The sequence below is a fragment of the Pseudomonas sp. S30 genome (genome assembly GCF_016518545.1).
In the GTDB taxonomy this organism is placed as follows: domain Bacteria; phylum Pseudomonadota; class Gammaproteobacteria; order Pseudomonadales; family Pseudomonadaceae; genus Aquipseudomonas.
In genome coordinates this window covers 34,750-55,114 of sequence record NZ_JACVTO010000001.1, presented here as the reverse complement: position 1 = coordinate 55,114, position 20,365 = coordinate 34,750, and the positions used below count along the sequence as shown (strand labels likewise).

The window sequence follows — 20,365 nt, the reverse complement described above, 5'->3', positions numbered from 1 at the left end:
TGGTGCTGTAAGTGGCCCTTGGCGAAGGCGATGTGAAGTTGCCATGCCCGAGCGAAGACGGCGTTCGCAGTTTCACACATATCTACCACGGTCGATCGCCGAAAACTCGATTCCATGTGGCTGTTCCCGCACTGGAGTAGGTCATGGCTTTCGATACCACCACCGATGTGTCCGTCGACACCTTAATCGCCAAGCGCCTGCCCGTTTGGTTGAAGTCCGCCAGCGCTGCCCGCATCGCGGCGCTGCACCGCGCGTTGAGCGAACAACAGACCGCCCAGGACGCCGTGGCGCGATTGTTCGCGGGCCTGCGACCGCTCGAGGAGTTTGCCAGTGCACGACTGACCGAGGCGCTGGATGCGCTGGTCGAATCCTCGATCGACGTGCGAGGCAGTGTGATGCGTCGAGAGGTGCTGGTGCGCAGCCCGTCGGCGGTAGGTTGGGTTCCCGATGGCATCAGCCGCCATGTCGTGAGCCAGAGTCTGCTGGAGTGCGCATTGCACAATTTCGCCGCACGAGAAGCTTCGGGTGACGGCTGGCCGGATCGGGCCACGCTGCTCGATGCCCAGGGCAATACCCTCGACCTGCAACCGCACGTGTTTGCCGCCGCCTGTCGGACGCTGGATGTGGGGGGCTCGTATCAGCAGCATCTGCAGGCAGTCCTGCTGGCCGACGAGGCCCGGCGCCGTGCCACCGAGTCGATACTCGAGCAGGCTTGGCGCACCAGCCTGGGGGCCGCGCTGGAACTGGCGCGCACCCGCAGCGGTTTCGAGGAGGCGGCGGCGGCCCAGTTGCAACCACTGACGCTATCCCCGCCTCAGGCCTGCGACCTGGCAGCCATGGACATGCGCCTGTTGGGTCACCGGATACGCGGAGCGCTGCTGCTGCAACGGCCGAGGGCCAACGGGCAGCCCTCCAGCGCTGGGGTGATCGCCTGGATACCCGGCGATCCAGAGGGCGCGCTGAGCCTGCACGCCAGCGCTTCGGCGCTGTTTCACACGCTGGGTCGGCGCTTGCGCGACGCCGGTTACCGGCGCTTCTTCCAGCGCTTCGTCAGTCAGCGCGATCGCCTGGCCTTCGCCCGTACCTTCGAGCGGCTGGACCGGGCGGCGGCCACGGGTGACAGCGTCGGGCTGGATGGACGTCTCGAAGCGATCGGTGGTCCCGTCATGGAGCACTTGCGGCAGGTGCAGATCGAGACCTTGCTGGACGATGCGCAGGTACTGGCGGTACCTACCCGGTCGGTCGACAGCGCCGAGCGCGACCGACGCCTGCGCTGGCTGAAGGACTTGGGCCTGGACCTGCTGGGCCTGGCCAGCTTCTATGTGCCGCAACTGGGTCTGCCCGTGCTGGCCATCGCGGCCACGCAGATGACCGAGGAGGTGTTCGAGGGCTACCACGCCTGGACCTTGGGCGACCGTGAGGCAGCGCTGGGGCATCTGGCTGGGGTTGCGATCAACCTGGCGCAGTTGGGTATCGACGGCGCCACGGGTGCTGCGTTCCAGACCCTGGAACGCAGCACCCGGGTCGATGGACTCGTCCCCGTCAGGGGCGATGACGCCCAACTTCGATTGATCGACCCGCGCTTGCCAGGCTATGCCGTGCAGCCGCATACGCTGGCAGAGGGACAACGGGGCGTCATCGAAGGCGTCTGGCACGCAGGTGTCAACGGGCAAACCTACCAGGTGCACGGGGGTGTCGAGGCGTTGGCGGTGGTCCACCCGCAGCGTCCCGAGGCGCCCGTCATCGGCCTGGAGCACAATGGCGACGGTGGCGTGCGCCATGCGCTGGAAGGGGCTGCGCGGTGGCAGGGCGCGGGGCAGATGCTGCGTCGGCTCGGCACCGCGCTTGCCAGCGTGAGCGATCAGGCCGCTGTCGCGCTGCTGCGCACGGTAGGCATGGACGAGGGGCATCTGCGCCGTCTGCACCTGGAGAATGCGCCGATACCGGCACGCCTGTACGACGCTGCCCAGCGCTACCGCCTGCACCAGTGGTACCCCAGGCTGCGCGACGAGCTGTTCGAGGCCCAAGTGCAGGTTGCCCAGGCGATGCCCGCGCCAGCGGCAGGGCCGCTGCAACGTGACTTTCCTGCCCTGACCGCGCGAGCCTGCAGCGAGATCGTGGCGCTGGCCAACAGCGCGCAGTTGACGACCCTGCGTGAGCGGACCCGCGTACCGTTGGCGCTCGCCGAGCAGGCGCGCTGGATGCTGCGCGATGCGCGCCTGGACAGAGCGTGCGCGGGCTTCGAGCAGCGTGCTGCTGTGATCGCCGATACCGAGCAGTTGGCACTTGGGCTCATCGACGGCTGGTCGTCGTGGCCCCAGGACGTGCGCATCGAAGTGCGCGAGTCCACTGCGCCGGGCCGGGTCCGCGCGCAGATCGGATCGCAGACCGCAGCGGACCACCGCGCACTGCTGCTCACACGCAGCGGTTACCTGGCGGTCGATGGCCAGGGCGTGGCCGTGGCCGGCGCGCAGGCTGATGACGACCTGTTCCAGGGTCTGCTGTGGCTGATGGACGAGGTTCAGCGGCAGTCGCTGGGGCAGCCAGGCGAGTCAGCGGCGGGGTTGGCCGATGCTTTGGCTGACCGCGCCTTCGCCGATCGTGATCGGGCGGCCCTGCTGATCGGCATGACGCCGCCGCGGCTCGACGTGCGCCCTCCACAGCGATTGGGCGACGGGCGCATCGGTTATCCGTTGAGCGGGCGCGGCGAGGGGTCGCGGCACGCGCTGTTCAACGGCTACCAGCAGGTTTTCCCGACCTTGAGCGATGTGGAAATCGAGGTCTACCTGGAGACTGTGCGTCTGCGTGGTGAAGCGCCTTGGGATCATCTCAGGGCGCTGCACGACCAGTACGCCAGACTCAATGAAGGACTGGTGGCATGGCGTGAGCGCGCGACCAGCACCTTCGAGCGGGAGCAGCGGCGGCAGATCGCCACACGCCTGCGTCGATGCTGGCGACGCAAGCGTGCACAGCCCGACGGTCAGTACCAGTTGGTGATCGACCGCGAGCCGATGCCTGACCTGCCCAGCTTCGCCGCCGAGGTGCGTTTCGATCACGTCAGCCTCTTGACCTTGCGCGGTGCCGGCCTGCAGGATGTTCCAGCCGAGTTTCTGGCGCATTTCGCCAACCTGCGCAGCCTGGACCTGCGCGATAACCGTCTGCAGCGCATCCCCGATGGCCTGCAAGGGCTCACCCGGCTCACCCACCTGCAGTTGTCCGGCAACCGCATCGTCATCGACGATGCCGGCCTGAATCGCCTGAGTGGACTCAATGGCCTGGTAGAGCTGGATCTTTCGGGCAATCCGGTGGGCCAGCTGCCGCCGGTCGCCAACATGCCGCAGCTGCAGCGCCTGCTGCTGCGCAACACGGGGCTGACCGAGGTGCCGCTGGAGCTTTATACCCACTGGTCGCTGGAAGACATCGACCTGCGCAGCAACCGGGTCGAGACGCTGGACCCTGCGCTGGTGCAATCCCGGCGAGCCCTGGCCAGGCTGAGCCTGCACGACAATCCATTGCCCGGGCCAGTCAGGCAACAGGCACGGGCGAACCTGGATCAGGCGCAGGCCGCGGCGAGCTTGCCGTTGCGCCGGCATGGTGCTGGCGGCCAGGCATCGATGGAGCTCTGGCTGACGGGCATGGGCAGAGACGAGCGCCAGACACTGATCGGTCACTGGATGGCACTTTCGCTGGAGCCCGATAGCGCGGCCTTCATGCAGTTTCTGTACGACCTGGGGGCTTCCGATGACTACCAGTATCAAGGCATCGACTTGCGGCGAAGGGTCTGGGAGATCATCGAAGCCTGTGTGCAGAACAGTGAACTGCGCGAACTGGTGTTCCAGCAGGCGGCCGGGCCGCGAAGCTGTTCCGATCGTCTGCTGCTGACGCTCAGCCTGATCGAGGTACGTGTTCTGGCTGCAGTGCGCACTGCCGGGCTCGACCCGAACGCCGCGGACGCGGCCCTGGTGCGACTGGGGCGGGATCTGTACCGGCTGGACGAAGTGGATCGCATCGCGGGTGAGCACATCGCGGCGTTGGGGCCGAACGCCACCTTCGACGACGTGGAAATCTACCTGGTCTACCGGGCCGGGCTGGTGACCGCGCTTAGTCTGCCTGCACAGTCACGCTACATGTACTATCGCACCTTCGCCAACGTCACCCAGGACCAGTTGACCGCAGCTGCCAGCCGAGTGCTGCGCGAAGAGAGCGATGCGCGAGTCGCCGCTTCGCTGTCTCAACGCGAATTCTGGCAGACGTACCTGCGCCAGCGCGATCCCCAGGCGTTCGAAGCCTTGAATGCGCCGTATCACCAGCGGCTGGAGAGGCTCATGGAGAACACCCAGGACACGTCGCAGGCTCTGCTGGAAGCCATTGACACCCTGGCCTCGGAGCGTGACGGTGCCGAGCGAGCGCTGATCCTGGCGCGTACCCTGGACATGGTCGAGCGCTTCAGCAGGGGAGAGCTGGTGCTGCCGGCTGTGCAATGAGCGCGGCGCGGCTGGCGTAGCCATATTCAAAAAAAGCCTTGAGCGTGGAATTATTTAGTGTCCACTTGTATCTGACCGGTAGGGCCTGTTGCCACCATGGACGTGGCGACGGGTCGCCCAGCCTTTTTCCGCTGCGTCGGCCTCCAGGCCAGCGGATTGTCATGATCTGTCAGTTACAGAGTATTTGCCTATGAAATCACGCAAGAGAGTCAAGCCAATCGGCTTGAAGGACATCACCATCGTCGACGACGCCAAGATGCGCAAGGCCATTACGGCCGCTGCCCTGGGCAATGCCATGGAATGGTTCGACTTCGGCGTGTACGGTTTCGTCGCCTACGCGCTGGGCAAGGTGTTCTTCCCCAACGCTTCGCCGAGCGTGCAGATGATCGCAGCCCTGGCGACCTTCTCGGTACCGTTCCTGATTCGCCCCCTGGGCGGCTTGTTCTTCGGCGCACTCGGCGACCGCTACGGGCGCCAGAAAGTGCTTGCGGCGACCATCGTCATCATGTCGCTCAGCACCTTTGCCATCGGTCTCATACCGTCCTATGCCTCGATCGGTATCTGGGCGCCGATCCTGCTGCTGCTGGCAAAAATGGCCCAGGGCTTCTCCGTCGGTGGCGAGTATACCGGCGCCTCGATCTTCGTCGCCGAATATGCACCGGATCGCAAGCGCGGCTTCCTCGGCAGTTGGCTGGACTTCGGCTCGATCGCAGGCTTCGTGCTGGGCGCCGGTATGGTGGTGATGATCTCGACGATCGTCGGGGAAGAGAAATTCCTCGACTGGGGCTGGCGACTGCCCTTCCTGCTGGCCTTGCCACTGGGAATAATCGGCCTCTACCTGCGCCATGCGCTGGAAGAGACGCCAGCCTTCCAGCAACACGTCGACAAGCTCGAGCAGGGTGACCGCGAAGGCCTGGCCTCAGGGCCGAAAGTGTCGTTCAAGGAGGTCGCGACCAAGCACTGGCGCAGCCTGCTGACCTGCATCGGGGTGGTGATCGCGACCAACGTCACCTACTACATGCTGCTGACCTACATGCCCAGCTACCTGTCGCACAACCTGCACTACAGCGAAGACCATGGCGTGCTGATCATCATCGCGATCATGGTCGGCATGCTGTTCGTGCAGCCGGTGATCGGCTTCCTCAGCGACAAGGTCGGCCGTCGTCCGTTCATCCTGGTGGGCAGCATCGGGCTGTTCGTGCTGGCGATTCCGGCGTTTTCGCTGATCAACAGCGGCAGCCTCGGCGTGATCTTCGCCGGCCTGCTGATGCTGGCAATCCTGCTCAACTTCTTCATCGGGGTGATGGCCTCGACCTTGCCGGCGATGTTCCCCACGCATATTCGCTACAGTGCCCTGGCGAGCGCCTTCAACATTTCCGTACTGATCGCTGGCCTGACTCCGACCATCGCCGCCTGGTTGGTGGAAACCACCGATAACCTGTACATGCCGGCCTACTACCTGATGGTCATCGCCCTGATCGGCCTGGTCACCGGCCTGACCATGAAGGAAACCGCCAACAAGCCGCTGCGTGGCGCCGCACCTGCCGCATCCGATCTCGAAGAGGCCCGGGAACTGCTGCGGGAACATCACGATACCATCGAGCAGAAGATCGAGGACATCGATCAGCAAATTGCCGAGCTCGAGGAAAAACGCAAGACCCTGGTTCAGCAGCATCCCCGCATCGATTGATGCAAGCCCTTGCAACGCAGGTGCGGACCTGCGTTGCGAGGTAGGCGTCTTCCTTGATGCGCGTCAGAAAAGCCTCCCTATTGCCGCGCAGCGCGCATTCACGTGTTGGGCACCCTAGGCTCGGGGCTGTTCACGCGCAATCAGAGGAGACCCGCCATGGACACCCGAACCACCCTGTTGAGCGCTGCACTCGCCCTGGGACTGGCCGCATCGGCCGATGCCCAGGACGCGCCTGCGGCGCATATCAGCGTCACCGTAGGCAAACCGACCTTCGTTCACCAGCTGCGCTATGAAGTGATGTACAGCGAAAAGCCCTTCGAGCTGGCGACCATCTACTACTACGACAATGGCCTCTACAAGATCGTCTCCCCAGGTGAGGATCACTATGGGGTGTACCTGGTCATGGGCAAGATGACCGATGCGTTCTACGCCATCAGCTACCTGTCCCTGCCGTCCGACGACTGGGGGGGCAACGTGGCGCGTCACGACCTGCGGTTCGACAGTCGCCGCCAGGTGTTCGAACAGCAGGCGCTGAGCCATGAAGACCAGAACATTCCCCCGCAACGGGGAAGCTTCGTCCAGAGTACCCACAGTCATGCCGATCCGGCGCAGATCGCCTGGGAGCAGCCGTGAGACCGGGCACGGCCCAGGCAAAATAGGGTCAAGCCATAGGTAAATGTTGGGTTCGCGGCGCCTGCGGGCGAACGGGCGCTGAGGTAAGGTGCAGGAAAAGATCCTACCGAGGTGCCTGATGGCTTCCTACACCTTGCGTCAACTCAAGTACTTCGTCACCACCGTGGAGGCTGGCAGCGTAGCCGAGGCGTCTCGTCAGCTGTACATCGCCCAGCCCTCCATTTCCACCGCCATCAAGAGCCTGGAAGAAAGCTTCGGTGTGCAACTGTTCATCCGCCATCACGCCCAAGGGGTATCCCTGACCCCCAGTGGCAAGCGTTTCTATGCCAAGACCAAGGCCCTGTTGCAGATGTCCCACGAGTTCGAGCAGAACGCCCTGGCCGACAACGACACCGTTGCCGGGCAGATCGACATCGGCTGTTTCGAGACCGTGGCGCCCCTGTATCTGCCTCGGCTGATCGCCGGTTTTCGCCAGCGTTATCCGGGTGTCGACATCCGCCTGCGCGATGGCGATCAGCAGGAGCTGATCCAGGGACTTACCGCCGGCAGCTTCGACCTGGCGTTTCTCTACGATCACGATCTGGACGGCACTATCGAGGCGCAGTCGCTGATGCCGCCACAAAAGCCCTACGTGCTGTTGCCGCAGGGGCATCGCTTCGCGGGCCAATCCGAGGTTTCCCTGCGAGACCTGTGCCCGGAGCCGATGATCCTGCTGGACGTAGCGCCCAGCCGCACCTATTTCGTGAGTCTGTTCAACGAGCTGGGGCTCACGCCAAACATCGTTTTCAGTTCCCCCTCGATCGAGATGGTGCGCGGCATGGTGGGGCAGGGGTTCGGCTTCTCGCTGCTGGTGACTCGCCCACATTCGCCGTACACCTATGACGGCCAGCGCCTGGCGATGCTCGACATCAGCGAGCCGGTGACGTTGTCGGGGCTGGCGGCGGCGCACTTGAAACGTGTGCAGTTGACCAAGCCCGCGCAGTTGTTCGTGGCCTTCTGCAGGGAAGAGCTGGCCAGGCTGTCGGCATAGCGCAGCAGCGGCGGCTGCGCGTGCAGAAGGGGATCAGGCTGGCTCGGGCACCACCGCGATCACGTCGATCTCCATCAGCCACTCAGGTTGCGCCAGCCCGGCGACCACCAGCCCGGTGGAGATCGGGAAGACGCCTTTGAGCCATTGGCCAACCTCCCGGTACACCGCTTCGCGAAAGCGCGGGTCGGTGATGTAGGTGGTGGTCTTGACGATGTGCGAGAGGTCCGAGCCGGCCTCTTCGAGCAACTGCTTGACGTTCTTCATCGCCTGTTCGGCTTGCGCGCGCGGGTCGCCCAGGCCGACCAATCGGCCCTCGAAGTCGGTGCCGACCTGACCGCGCACGTAGATGGTATTGCCGGCGCGCACTGCCTGGCACAGGTCGTTGTCCAGGGTCTGGTTGGGGTAGGTGACCTGGGTGTTGAACATGCGTATACGGGTATGGGTTGGCATCACAAGGCTCCTAGGGGGCTGAGGTTGTCGCTGTGGGGCTGGTCGGCATGGCGCTGCCCGCGGTCGCGGTAGGCCAGGTAGGTGCGTTGCGTGGCGATGTGACCGGCCACGTGCTTGGCGTCGTGCCAGACGCCCCAGATGAACGACGAGCCGCGGCGCGACAGCCAGGGCAGGCCGAGAAAATAAATGCCAGGCTCACGGCCGACTCCGCGCTGGTGCTGGGGCTTGCCGTTGGCGTCGAAGGTGTCGACCTGCAGCCAGCTGAAATCCACGCCATAACCGGTGGCCCAGATGATGCTGGTTACCCCGGCCTTGTGCAGGTCCAGTTGCAGCAGTGGCTGGCTGAGGCATTGCGGGTCGGCCAGGTGTGCGCGCGCCTGGGGCTCCGGGGGCAGGTCCAGGCCGTTGCGTTCGACATAGGCATCGGCAGCGTCGAGCAGGGCCAGGTAGCTTTCATCGCCACGGCGGATGTTGTCGGCCAGATTGTCCTGGAACCTGGCCATCCCATCGCTGAACGACTGGGTCAGACCGACCAGGGTCATGCCTTGGTGGGCCAAGGCGCGGAAGTCGACGGTGTGCCCGCCGCGCGCGCCGCTGACGGCGATGGTCACGTGTTCGCGGCCGGGGCTGGCGACTTCCGCGTCCCATTCGCCCAGTACGCCCAGCCACCAGCAGAAATCGCGACCACGGTAGCTGCGAGGTGGGCGATCATGGGCGCCGACCGAGAGGTAGACCTGTCGCCCGGCGCGCATCAGCTCTTCGGCGATCTGCACGCCCGACGACCCGGCACCGACCACCAGCACGGCGCCCTCCGGCAGCTGGCCAGGGTTGCGGTAGTCCGCGGAATGGATCTGGTGCAAGCGCGCATCCTTCGGCGCGATGGGCGGAATCACCGGCCGCTGGAAAGGCCCGGTGGCGGCCACCACTCGATTGGCGCTGATCACGCCGTCGCTGGTGTGCACGGTGAATCCCGGACGGTGGGCGTTGCGCTCCACGCGGGTCACCTCGACACCAGTGCGCACCGGCAGATCATACGTGCGCACATAGCGTTCGAAATAGTCGGCGACCTGGTCCTTGCCGGCGAATGCGTCGGCGTCCATCTCGAAAGCCAGCCCCGGAAAGCGGTCGTGCCAGGCCGGGCCGTTGGCCACCAGCGAATCCCAACGGCCGCTGCGCCAGGCCTCGGCGATGCGCCGGCGCTCCAGCACCAGGTGCGGTACGCCCTGCGCGCTCAGGTGTTCGCTGATGGCCACGCCGGCCTGGCCGGCGCCGACTACCAGGGTGTCGATTTCGAGAGTGTTCAGTGTCATGTCCCAGCCCTTGCTCAGGCGATTGTATTGAGGCCGTTGGCACGACCGTCGTTGTTCGCCACCAGCCTAGGGACGCGGTAAATCCGACGAAAATAGTATTTAGCTGGGCTTTGGCGATAAAACGGCGAAGGGGCAGCAAGCGTGGGAACAGGGTACCGGGCGTGCCCGTGAGGCCCGTTTTTTGCTGGCCACTGCCGAGGAAAATGCTTGTTTCGTCGCGACGGGGGCTTGCCGAGAATGCCGGCAAACCCTGCAAGGAGTCGCACCATGACTTTCTCCATCCTCGGCCGTTGCCCGGACACCGGCCAGGTCGGCATCGCCATCAGTTCATCCAGCATCGCCGTGGGCGCTCGTTGCCCTTGGGTGCGCGGCGGCGTGGGCGCCGTGGCGACACAGAACATCACCTTGCCGGCACTCGGCCCGCAGATTCTCGATGCGCTGGAGCAGGGCCAGCAGCCACCGGCCGCTGCGCTGGACCAGGTGCTCAGGGCCAATGGCTGGAGCGAGTACCGCCAGGTGACGGTGATCGACAACCACGGTCAGGTCGCCTTGTTCACCGGTCGTCAGGCACTGGGCGTGCACCATGCCGTGGCCGGCCAGCAGTGCGCGGCGGCGGGCAATCTGCTGTCCGCGCCTGAGGTGATCGAGGCGATGGTGCAGGCCTTCGAGGCGGCCGATGGGCACCTTGCCGATCGTCTGCTGGCCGCGATGCAGGCGGCCGTGGCCGCGGGAGGCGAGGCAGGACCGGTGCATTCGGCGGCGTTGAAGATCGCTGGCGAGCTGACCTGGCCGCTGGTGGATCTGCGTGTGGACTGGGCCGAACACGACCCCATCGCTGAACTGGATCGGCTCTGGCAGGCCTACCGGCCGCAAATGCAGGACTACGTCACCCGCGCACTGGACCCGACCACGGCGCCGAGCTATGGAGTGGCGGGCGATGAGTGAGTTCGCCAGCCGCGAGCTGCTGCGTCGCCTGGTGGGTTTTCCCACCGTCAGCCGCGATTCCAACCTGGCACTGATCCACTTCATTCGCGATTATCTGGCCGAACAGGGCGTATCCAGCGAACTGTTCTTCAATGCCGAAGGCACCAAGGCCAACCTGTTCGCCACGCTGGGGCCGCAGGAGCGCGGCGGGGTGGTCCTGTCCGGCCACACCGACGTGGTGCCGGTGGATAGGCAGGCCTGGACCGTCGATCCCTTCGCGCTGAGCGAACGCGAGGGCAGGCTGTACGGCCGCGGCACAGCCGACATGAAGGGCTTCATCGCCTCGGTGCTGGCGGCGGTTCCGGCGTTCCTCGCCGAGCCCCTGGCCTTGCCGGTGCACCTGGCGTTCTCCTATGACGAAGAGGTCGGTTGCCTGGGCGTGCGCTCGATGCTGGAGGCACTGGCCCAGCGACCTCACCGACCGCTGCTGTGCCTGATCGGCGAGCCGACCGAACTCAAGCCGGTGCTGGGCCACAAGGGCAAGTTGGCGATGCGCTGCCATGTGCACGGCGCCGCCTGCCATTCGGCCTATGCGCCGCATGGGGTGAACGCCATCGAGTATGCCGCGCGATTGATCGGCCAACTGGGCGAGATCGGCGCCGCGCTGGCGCAGCCCGAACTTCACGACCCGCGCTTCGACCCGCCGTTCTCCACCGTACAGACCGGCGTGATCAGTGGGGGCCAGGCGTTGAACATCGTGCCCGAGCATTGCCGCTTCGATTTCGAAGTGCGCGCCTTGCCTGGCTTCGAGGCGTCGAGCGTGGCCGAGCGGCTTCGGGCCTACGCCGACGGCCAGTTGCTGCCGCGCATGCAGGCGGTCAGCAAGGGCAGCGCCATCACCCTCGAACCCTTGAGCGCCTATCCCGGGCTGGCCACCCCAGAGGATAGCCCGGCTGCTAAGGTGCTGGCGCTGATCAGTGGCTCGCGCGCCTTCGGCACAGTGGCGTTCGGTACCGAAGGCGGGCTGTTCGACCAGGCCGGCATCCCGACCGTGGTGTGCGGACCGGGCAGCATGGAACAGGGGCACAAGCCGGACGAGTTCGTCAGCGTCGAGCAACTGCGCGGCTGCGATACCCTGCTGCTGCGCCTGCGTGACTATCTGGCCAGCGGCTGAGGCGCAGGCGCTGCTCACTTACTGCATGGCCAGGCGCTGCTTGCGGCTCGGCGGAGCGAAGGCCTGGTCGATGTCGCTCAGGTCCTCGTCGGTCAGCGCCAGATCCGCGGCCTCGGCATTCAGACGCACGTGCTGCGGGCTAACGGCCTTGGGAATGGCGATCACACCGTCGTTGCGCGTTACCCAGGCCAGGCTTACCTGGGCGGGCGTGACGCCATGACGTTCGGCGACCGTCTGCAGTACGGGGTGGCCCAGCAACCGCCCAGCCTGGGCGAGCGGACAGTAGGCCATGGTCGGCAGGCGCTGGGCCTGGCTCCACGGCAGCAGATCGAACTCGATGCCGCGCTCGGCGGGGTTGTACATCACCTGGTTGACCGCGCAGCGCGAGTCGTCCAGTTCCTGCAGATCGTCCACGTCGAAGTTGGAAACTCCCCAACGGCGGATCTTGCCCTCATCGACCAGGCGCTCGAAGGCTTCCACCGTTTCTTCCAGGGGGTACTGCCCGCGCCAGTGCAGCAGGTACAGGTCGATGCGCTCGGTGCCCAGGCGTCTCAGGCTACGTTCGCACGCCTGGGCAACACCGCGACGGCTGGCGTTGTGCGGATAGACCTTGCTGGTCAGGAACACCTCGTCTCGACGCCCCGCGATGGCGGCCCCGACCACCGTTTCGGCGCCGCCCTCGGCGTACATTTCGGCGGTGTCGATCAGCGTCATGCCCAGGTCGATACCCTGCTGCAGGGCCGCCACTTCGGCAGCCCGGGACCCGCTGGATTCGCCCATGTACCAGGTACCCTGGCCGATGACCGGGACCTCCACGCCTGCCAACTTCATGTATCGCATGTCACCTCCGGAGGATGAGTGTGATTCAACAGTACGTCCAGCAGCGCCTGTGCGGCCGTGGACAGCGTATGGTCGCTCAGGGTGATGACGCCGATGCGTCGCTCCACCGTCGGCTCCACCAACGCCACGCAGCGTGCTCCGAGCTCCTGCATCTGGTTGATGCACAAGGCAGGGACAGCGCTCACCCCCAGCCCGTTCGCGACCATGCGGCCCACTGTCGACAGCTGGTGACTCTCGAATGCCACCGTCAATCGCCCGTGTTCGGCTGCCAGGTGCTGCTCGAGCAGCAGGCGTACCGCCGAAGGGCGCTGCAGGGCGATGAAGTCCTCGCCCAGCAACAGGCGCCAGCTCACTTGCGAGCGTTGGGCCAAGGGTGAATCGGCGGGTACCACCGCGACGAACCGATCCAGGTACAGAGGATGGAACTGCAACGCATCGCTGCGCTGGGGCTCGAACCCGATGCCCAGCTCGACGCGGCGATGACGCACCAGCTCCAGCACCTGCTCGTTGATCACGTCGTGCACGGTGACGTTGACCTTCGGATAGCGCTGACGAAACACCTTGAGCGAGCGCGGCAGCAGGTTGCCGGCGAACGCCGGCATGGCGGCCACCGAGACGCGTCCCAGTTGCAAGGTGAAGCGCTGGCGCAGCATCTCTTCGGTATCGTCCCAGTCGGCCAGCAGGCGCTGGGCCAGCGGCAGCAGCACCTCGCCCTCGGCGGTCAGCGCGACGCTGCGGGTGGTACGAGTGAGCAGGGCGCCGCCGAGGTTCTCCTCCAGGCCCTTGATGGTCAGGCTCAGCGCGGGCTGGGAAATGTGCAAATGCTCGCCCGCCTGGGCGAAGCTCTGATACTTGGCTACGGTGATGAAGGCACGCAGCTGTTTGACGTTCATGGCAGTGGCCTGGTTGTTTTGCAAAAGTTATCAATCGATGACTAAAACAAAATTAACAAATCAGTGGCCAGCGGTGAAGATGGCAGCACTGGCTCAAATAACGACAAAGGCGGATCAGCATGGCCGGACTGGACAAGCGTGTAGCAACCTATGAGCAGGCACTCGAAGGCCTGACCGACGACATGACCGTGCTGGCTGGCGGCTTCGGGCTGTGCGGCATCCCGGAAAACCTCATCGCCGAGATCAGGCGGCGTGGCGTCAAGGGCCTGACCGTGGTGTCCAACAATTGCGGCGTCGATGGCTTCGGCCTGGGGGTGCTGCTCGAGGACCGGCAGATCCGCAAGATGATCGCTTCCTACGTGGGCGAGAACGCCGAGTTCGAGCGTCAGTTGCTCAGTGGCGAGCTCGAGGTCGAGCTGACGCCCCAGGGGACCCTGGCCGAGAAGATGCGCGCCGGTGGCGCGGGCATCCCCGCCTTCTTCACGGCCACCGGCTACGGCACGCCCGTAGCCGAGGGCAAGGAGGTGCGCGAGTTCGACGGACGCCACTACATCCTCGAGCGTTCGATCACCGGCGACTTCGCCATCGTCAAGGGCTGGAAGGCCGATCACTACGGCAACGTGGTCTATCGCAACACCGCGCAGAATTTCAACCCGCTGGCCGCCACGGCCGGGCGCATCACGGTGGTGGAGGTCGAGGAGATCGTCGAGCCGGGAGTACTCGCACCCAGCGAGATTCATACACCCGGGATCTTCGTCGACCGGGTCATCGTCGGCACCTTCGAGAAGCGTATCGAAAAGCGCACCGTCAAGGCCTGAGCGCCCTCCCCAGAACGACAGAAGAACAACGAAGAGATCCAGACCATGGCACTGACCCGCGAACAGATGGCTCAACGCGTCGCCCGTGAACTGAAGGATGGCTACTACGTCAACCTCGGCATCGGCATTCCCACCCTGGTGGCTAACTACGTGCCGGCCGACATGGACGTGATGCTGCAATCGGAGAATGGCCTGCTGGGCATGGGCGAGTTCCCCACCGACAGCACCGTCGACGCCGACATGATCAACGCCGGCAAGCAGACCGTCACGGCGCGCATCGGCGCCTCAATCTTCGATTCGGCGCAGTCCTTCGCCATGATCCGCGGGGGCCATGTGGATCTCACGGTACTGGGCGCTTTCGAGGTAGATGTGCAGGGCAATATCGCTTCCTGGATGATCCCCGGCAAGCTGGTCAAGGGCATGGGCGGGGCCATGGACCTGGTGGCCGGCGCCGAGAACATCATCGTCACCATGACCCACGCGTCCAAGGACGGCGAATCCAAGCTGCTGCCGCGTTGCAGCCTGCCCCTGACCGGTGCCGGCTGCATTCGCAAGGTGCTGACCGACCTGGCCTATCTGGAAATCGACGACGGCGCCTTCATCCTGCGTGAAACGGCCCCTGGGGTCAGCGTGCAGGAAATCGTCGACAAGACTGCCGGCAAGCTGATCGTCCCGGACGATGTCAAGGAAATGACCTTCTGACTGACGGCTGCACCGCACTGCTATAGGGGCGACGGCTAATCGCCGCCCCACACCCTCCACTAATAAAACCAAGAAAGGAAAACGCCTTGGCCGCTGAAATCCAAGACAGCCGTTCCGCCCGCTTTGCCCTTCGCTGCTCCAACTGGGCCGAACGCTGGTTCCCCGACTCCTGGGTGTTCGCCGCCCTCGCCGTGATGCTGGTATGCCTGGGCGCGCTGGCCATGGGCGGCAAACCCACCGCTACCGCCAAGGCATTCGGCGATGGCTTCTGGAGCCTGATTCCCTTCACCATGCAGATGGCCTTCGTGGTCATCGGCGGCTATGTAGTGGCCAGCTCGCCGCCCGCAGCCAAACTGATCGACCGCCTGGCCCAGCTGCCGAAAAACGGCCGCTCGGCGGTGTGCTGGGTGGCGTTGATCTCGATGCTTGCGTCACTGCTCAACTGGGGCCTGTCACTGGTGTTCGGCGGCCTGCTGGTGCGTGCCCTGGCCCGGCGCCAGGAATTGAAGATGGATTACCGCGCCGCTGGCGCTGCCGCCTACTTGGGACTGGGCGCGGTCTGGGCCCTGGGGCTGTCGTCGTCGGCCGCGCAGCTGCAGGCCAACCCGGCCAGCCTGCCGCCGTCGATCCTGGCCATCACCGGGGTGATTCCGTTCACCGAAACCATCTTCCTGTGGCAGTCCGGGGTCATGCTGGCGGCGCTGGTGATCGTCTCGCTGGTCATCGCCTATGCCACTGCCCCCGGACCAGCCAGCGCCCGCAGCGCCCAGGACTGCGGCGTCGATCCCAGCTTCACCGCGCCGCCGCCGGCGCAGCGAACCCGCCCTGGCGAGTGGCTGGAGCATAGCCCCATTCTGATCCTGTTGCTGGTGGCCCTGGCCGCCGGCTGGCTCTACCAGGAGTTCGCCACCAAGCCGGCCATCACCGCCATCTCCGGGCTGAACACCTACAACCTGCTGTTCATCATGCTCGGTGCGTTGCTGCACTGGCGACCGCGCAGCTTCCTCGATGCGGTGGCCCGTGCCGTGCCGACCACTACCGGGGTGCTGATCCAGTTCCCGCTGTACGGCTCGATCGCTGCCATCCTCACCCAGGTGCAGGGCAGCGATGCCCAGACCCTGGCGCACCATATTTCGGTGTTCTTCACCCAGATCGCCACCCACGACACCTATGCCTTGCTGATGGGGGTGTATTCGGCGGTGCTCGGCTTCTTCATCCCATCTGGCGGCGGCAAGTGGATCATCGAGGCGCCCTACGTCATGCTGGTGGCCAATGACCTGCAATACCACTTGGGCTGGGCGGTGCAGATCTACAACGCGGCCGAGGCGTTGCCCAACCTGATCAACCCCTTCTACATGTTGCCGCTGCTCGGGGTGCTGGGTCTGAAGGCACGCGATCTGATCGGGTTTTCCTTCGTGCAACTGCTGGTGCACGTGCCGTTGGTGCTGGTGCTGCTCTGGGCGCTGGGCGCGACCCTGGCCTACGTGCCGCCGGTCATGCCTTGAGGGGGCTACCGTAGCCGGGCAGGCGCGCCCTGTCATTTCTGTCAGTAGGCGCGGCGCAGCGTTCTGGCTAGGGTCCAGCTTTGTGGCCTGGTTTCTCGCCAGGCAGGCATGTTCGCCGAGCCGGTTCCGCGCCCATGAAGGTCCTGTCCACACTCTTGCTGGTTGGGTTGCTGTGCTGTGAGAGCGCCTGCGCCTGTGCTGCAAACAGGCTGCTGATCGGCAGCCTGGCACCGTGCGGCGAGTGGCAGATGCCGCCTGTGGCAGCCTGGTGTACGACGGTCCAAGGGCTCTCTACAGTCAAGCCTAAGGTCATGATCGACGGTCAGGCACTGGCCGAGGCGTTCGTGGCCGTCACCTCGGCAGGGCTGCGGTTGACCATCCCTTCGACACTGCAAGCCAGTGGCCCCGTGTGGCTGGATGACGATGGGCGCCTCAGCAATGCGGTGTGGTGGAATCCGATGGGCGCTCAGGTGGTGGCCATCAAGCAGGAACGCGTCGAAACCATCGCCCCTGGGTTGGTCACTGCGCTCGACCTGTTGAGCCTGCTGCTGCACGAGGATGAAGGGGAGGCGCAGGCCCGCCGCATCGCCCAGCGACACGACCTGAAGATCGTCGGCGCCATTGCCGCGCTCGGCCTGTACCAGTTTCGCCTGCCGGCCTCCACTTACCTGTCGCGCGATGAATGGATCGCTCGATTGAGACAGGATCCGTCCGTGGAACATGTCCTGGTGGAGGACGACAATTCACTGCTGCCCGATGACCCGGCCCCTCAGGTGGAGTTGGCCGATCGACGCGGTTGGGAAGCCAACCGATTCACCGCAGCCGTGGAACTGTACCAGCGCCGGCTCGCCGATCCCGCCACGCCCCATGGTCCGCGTGTGCGCATCGGTATCGTCGAAAGCGGAGTGAATTTTCGTTCACGCGATTTCGCTCGCTTCGCACAGCCCTGCAGGGGTACGGCAGGTGTGTGCATCTATGCCGCGCAAAGCGGCGTATCCAGCCAGCATGGTTCGATCGTCACCGGCATCCTGGCGTCGGCGCTCTATCCGGGCGGAAACCTGGCGCTGCTCAGCCGGCTGGCCAAGGTCGGCAATGGCTTTGAGTTGCGGGTGGATCTGCAAACGGGCTCGGGCGTGACAGCGCGCGTGGCCAGTTCGGTCAATCTGGTCGAGGCGGGTGCGCAGGTGCTGAACTGGAGCTGGGGGGTGCACCGCCTCGGCGCACGTGACCGCAGCGGTGAACCGGTGCAGGCCAATGTGCGCTCTGCGCTGGCCCTGGACGGCTATGAAGCGCTGCTCGGGCGGTTCTTCGTGTGGCTGGAGCGCGAGCACCCGGGGGTGATAGTCATCAACTCCTCCGGCAACAGCGGGTCGGACACCGAAGACCATCTGCCATCGGGTCTGTACGCGCGTCAGTTGCTGGTAGTGGGCGCCCATCAGCGCAACCGCTGGGCCGGCCCGCTGAGCGATGCACGTGCTGTTCGCTGGCGCGACAACTCCAACCGGGGGCAACGCCTGGACATCGTCGCCGCTGCATGCCCTCATGCCTCGGCATCGACCGCGCCTAAGGTCGGGCGCGGCGGCGGCTGTGGAACCTCCTATGCTGCGGCACTGGTGACGGGCACGGTCGCGGCGATGCTGTCGGTGGACCCGCACTTGAAACCAGAGCAGGTCAGGCGCCTGCTTCGTGAGGGGGCATTGCCTTTCGCCGCGTTACCTGGACCCGGCACGCAGGCTTGGACCCCCTGCGGGCCCCAGCCTGGCTGCAGCAGGGTGCGGCGCTCCGAGCGCGTGGAGTGGCTGCGCCTGGACATGCATCGCGCCCTCGACCTGGCGCTGGACCCTGCATCCACCGGCGCCCCCGGCGGCAGGATGCGCGCTGAACCTGCACCCTGACTGCTGCCAGTCGACGCTCACTGGCGCCGCGATTGCCGATCGTCGAGTGTGGCGAGCTGGTTCGAGGCTTCCGGCAGACCGGTGACCTTGATCGAACGAGCACCCACGGCGAACTTGGCCCCCACTTTGGAAAACCGCTCCAGCAGCTGGAAGTTGATCGCCTGCTGGATGTCCATGTACAGGTTGTAGCCAGGATCGAGCACGATGTACACCGCCTCGAACTCCAGCGCCTCCTTGCCAAAACCGCGCAGGTGGGCGCGGTCGAAGCGCACCTGGTTCTGTGCCTTGATCGCTTCCTCGACGATCGCTGGAGCCTGTTTCACGGCTTCGGTCGGCGTGTCGTAGGACAGGCCGAACTCGAAGACGATGCGTCGCTCCTGCAGGCGCTTGTAGTTCTGGATGGTGCTGCTGATCATGCCGGCGTTGGCCATGACGATCTGCTCGCCGCCCAGGCTGCGGATACGTGTGGTCTTCAGGCCGATGTTCTCCACCGTGCCGGCCAGCGCGCCGATGACGATGAAGTCGCCTACCTCGAACGGCTTGTCCACGGCGATCGACAAGGATGCGAACAGGTCGCCCAGCACATTCTGTACCGCCAGTGCCACGGCGATGCCACCGACGCCCAGGCTGGCGACGAAGGCGGTGATGTTCACGCCCAGGTTCGACAGCATCGCCAGCAGCACCACCGACCACAGCAGTACGCGCGCGCCCCAGCCCGACAGCGTGGCCAGGGCGCTGCCACGGTAGGCGTTGCCGGCGTCATGGCGGGTGAAGTAACGGCTCAGGCCGATCGCGATGGCGCGGTTGGCCCACAGGCCGATCTGCAACGCCGCGACCACGAACCACAGACTGCCGACGCGGTCGAGCCAGCGCTCGGGCAGGTCGAGCACGCCCAGGCCGACCAGCAGCGAAGCCAGCATCAGCAGGACGTTGCTGGTGCCTTCGAGCACTTCGGTGACCAGCAGGCTGAACTGGCCTTCATGGCTGGACCACTGGTGGGCGCGGCGCTTGAGAAAGCTCAGGCCCCAGCGCGTCACCAGGAAGGTGACGACCGTGACGGTCAGCGCCAGCAGCAGGTTGAGGATGGAGATGCCGAATACCGTGGTGGTGGTCAGCAACTGCAGCAATCGTTCGTCCATCGGTTCTCCCTCCGAGATGGTGGTGTAGACAGGCTGTGCCGTCGAGGCACAGTCTGTTTAGAAGGGAGAGGGCGCCGAGGGTTTAACCGGATTTGCCTTTTTGCCTGCAGGCCGGCTCAGACGCTGCGGGTGAGGCCGCCATCCACGCGCAGATTCTGCCCGGTGATGTAGCCCGCACCTTCGCTGGCCAGAAAGGCGATGGTGGCGGCGATTTCCTCGGCCTTGCCGTAGCGCTGCAGCGGCACGCTGTCACGGCGTTGATCGGTGCCCGGCAGGCTGTCGATCCAGCCAGGCAGCACATTGTTCATGCGCAGGTTGTCCTTGGCGTAGGTGTCGGCGAAGAGTTTGGTGAAGGCGGCAAGGCCTGCCCGGAACACGGCCGAGGTGGGGAACAGGTCGCTGGGCTCGAACGTCCAGGCGCTGGAGATGTTGATGATCACGCCCTGCTGGCGTTGCTGCATGATCGGGGTGACCAGGCGGGTGGGACGCACCACGTTGAGCAGGTAGGTATCCAGGCCCAGGTGCCAGTCTTCGTCGCTGATCTGCAGAATCGGTGCGCGAGGGCCGTGGCCGGCGCTGTTGACCAGCACGTCGATGCGGCCCCAGCGCTGCAGCACGGCGTCGACCAGGCGCTGCAGATCGTCGTTGCGCTGATTGCTGCCCGTCACGCCGATGCCACCCAGTTCATTGGCCAGGGCTTCGCCCTTGCCCGAGGACGAGAGGATGGCCACCCTGAAACCGTCCGCGGCGAGCCGACGCGCCGCAGCGGCGCCCATGCCGCTGCCGGCGGCGGTGATGATGGCAACTTTTTCTTCAGACATGCGAGGCCTCCGAGGCTGTGTGGAGAAGAACAAGGGCACAGCCTAGCAAGGCACAGG

Annotated in this window: 16 protein-coding genes; 10 read left to right on the top strand and 6 right to left on the bottom strand. The window is 65.3% G+C overall.

Translation table 11 applies throughout. From position 1 onward, the window contains the following. Positions 1–143 precede the first annotated feature (143 nt). From IAE34_RS00215 to IAE34_RS00200, 4 genes are all read left to right on the top strand, one after another. Positions 144–4,484, top strand: a complete 4,341-nt coding sequence (locus IAE34_RS00215; protein WP_200136850.1) for an NEL-type E3 ubiquitin ligase domain-containing protein — start codon at positions 144–146, stop codon at positions 4,482–4,484. A 190-nt stretch (positions 4,485–4,674) separates the two neighbouring features. Next, positions 4,675–6,174 (top strand): glycine betaine/L-proline transporter ProP, encoded by a 1,500-nt coding sequence (gene proP / locus IAE34_RS00210; RefSeq protein ID WP_200136849.1) that lies wholly within the window; start codon positions 4,675–4,677, stop codon positions 6,172–6,174. 156 nt (positions 6,175–6,330) lie between these two features. Continuing rightward, positions 6,331–6,807, top strand: a complete 477-nt coding sequence (locus IAE34_RS00205; protein ID WP_200136848.1) for a hypothetical protein — start codon at positions 6,331–6,333, stop codon at positions 6,805–6,807. Positions 6,808–6,925: 118 nt separating this feature from the next. Beyond that, complete coding sequence (locus tag IAE34_RS00200; protein ID WP_200136847.1) at positions 6,926–7,837, top strand: LysR family transcriptional regulator; 912 nt, start codon at positions 6,926–6,928, stop codon at positions 7,835–7,837. Positions 7,838–7,870: 33 nt separating this feature from the next. Here IAE34_RS00200 and IAE34_RS00195 read toward each other — a convergent pair whose 3' ends face one another. Together IAE34_RS00195 and IAE34_RS00190 are read right to left on the bottom strand one after the other, a co-directional pair. Beyond that, complete coding sequence (locus IAE34_RS00195) at positions 7,871–8,287, bottom strand: RidA family protein (protein ID WP_200136846.1); 417 nt, start codon at positions 8,285–8,287, stop codon at positions 7,871–7,873. Next, positions 8,287–9,597 (bottom strand): flavin-containing monooxygenase, encoded by a 1,311-nt coding sequence (locus IAE34_RS00190; protein WP_200136845.1) that lies wholly within the window; start codon positions 9,595–9,597, stop codon positions 8,287–8,289. Before IAE34_RS00190 ends, IAE34_RS00195 begins: the two co-directional genes overlap by 1 nt. Before the next feature lie 267 nt (positions 9,598–9,864). On the opposite strand from IAE34_RS00190, the gene IAE34_RS00185 reads away from it, so the two are divergent. Together IAE34_RS00185 and argE are read left to right on the top strand one after the other, a co-directional pair. Next, positions 9,865–10,542, top strand: coding sequence for a DUF1028 domain-containing protein (locus tag IAE34_RS00185; protein WP_200136844.1), 678 nt, complete (start codon positions 9,865–9,867; stop codon positions 10,540–10,542). After that, positions 10,535–11,695, top strand: coding sequence for an acetylornithine deacetylase (gene argE, locus IAE34_RS00180; RefSeq protein WP_200136843.1), 1,161 nt, complete (start codon positions 10,535–10,537; stop codon positions 11,693–11,695). The genes IAE34_RS00185 and argE overlap by 8 nt, the downstream gene beginning before the upstream one ends. 18 nt (positions 11,696–11,713) lie before the next feature. Here the strand turns inward: argE and IAE34_RS00175 are convergent, their stop codons facing one another. Further along, positions 11,714–12,535 carry an aldo/keto reductase gene (locus tag IAE34_RS00175; RefSeq protein WP_200136842.1) on the bottom strand — a complete coding sequence of 274 codons (822 nt, stop codon included), beginning with the start codon at positions 12,533–12,535 and terminating at the stop codon, positions 11,714–11,716. Continuing rightward, complete coding sequence (locus IAE34_RS00170; protein ID WP_200136841.1) at positions 12,523–13,428, bottom strand: LysR family transcriptional regulator; 906 nt, start codon at positions 13,426–13,428, stop codon at positions 12,523–12,525. Before IAE34_RS00170 ends, IAE34_RS00175 begins: the two co-directional genes overlap by 13 nt. 119 nt (positions 13,429–13,547) lie before the next feature. Between IAE34_RS00170 and IAE34_RS00165 the strand changes: the two genes are divergently transcribed. The 4 genes from IAE34_RS00165 (at position 13,548) to IAE34_RS00150 (ending at position 18,348) form a co-directional block, all read left to right on the top strand. Next, positions 13,548–14,246 (top strand): CoA transferase subunit A, encoded by a 699-nt coding sequence (locus tag IAE34_RS00165; RefSeq protein ID WP_200136840.1) that lies wholly within the window; start codon positions 13,548–13,550, stop codon positions 14,244–14,246. 45 nt (positions 14,247–14,291) lie between these two features. Further along, the gene (locus IAE34_RS00160) at positions 14,292–14,948 is read left to right on the top strand and encodes a CoA transferase subunit B (protein WP_200136839.1); all 657 of its coding nucleotides are present in this window, start codon (positions 14,292–14,294) and stop codon (positions 14,946–14,948) included. An 86-nt stretch (positions 14,949–15,034) separates the two neighbouring features. After that, positions 15,035–16,453 carry a short-chain fatty acid transporter gene (locus tag IAE34_RS00155; RefSeq protein ID WP_200136838.1) on the top strand — a complete coding sequence of 473 codons (1,419 nt, stop codon included), beginning with the start codon at positions 15,035–15,037 and terminating at the stop codon, positions 16,451–16,453. A 311-nt stretch (positions 16,454–16,764) separates the two neighbouring features. Continuing rightward, the gene (locus tag IAE34_RS00150) at positions 16,765–18,348 is read left to right on the top strand and encodes a S8 family serine peptidase (RefSeq protein WP_200136837.1); all 1,584 of its coding nucleotides are present in this window, start codon (positions 16,765–16,767) and stop codon (positions 18,346–18,348) included. Between the two features lie 17 nt (positions 18,349–18,365). Here the strand turns inward: IAE34_RS00150 and IAE34_RS00145 are convergent, their stop codons facing one another. Both IAE34_RS00145 and IAE34_RS00140 read right to left on the bottom strand, forming a co-directional pair. Continuing rightward, positions 18,366–19,487 carry a mechanosensitive ion channel family protein gene (locus IAE34_RS00145; RefSeq protein ID WP_200136836.1) on the bottom strand — a complete coding sequence of 374 codons (1,122 nt, stop codon included), beginning with the start codon at positions 19,485–19,487 and terminating at the stop codon, positions 18,366–18,368. 116 nt (positions 19,488–19,603) lie between these two features. After that, positions 19,604–20,308 (bottom strand): SDR family oxidoreductase, encoded by a 705-nt coding sequence (locus IAE34_RS00140; protein ID WP_200136835.1) that lies wholly within the window; start codon positions 20,306–20,308, stop codon positions 19,604–19,606. Positions 20,309–20,365: the final 57 nt, after the last annotated feature.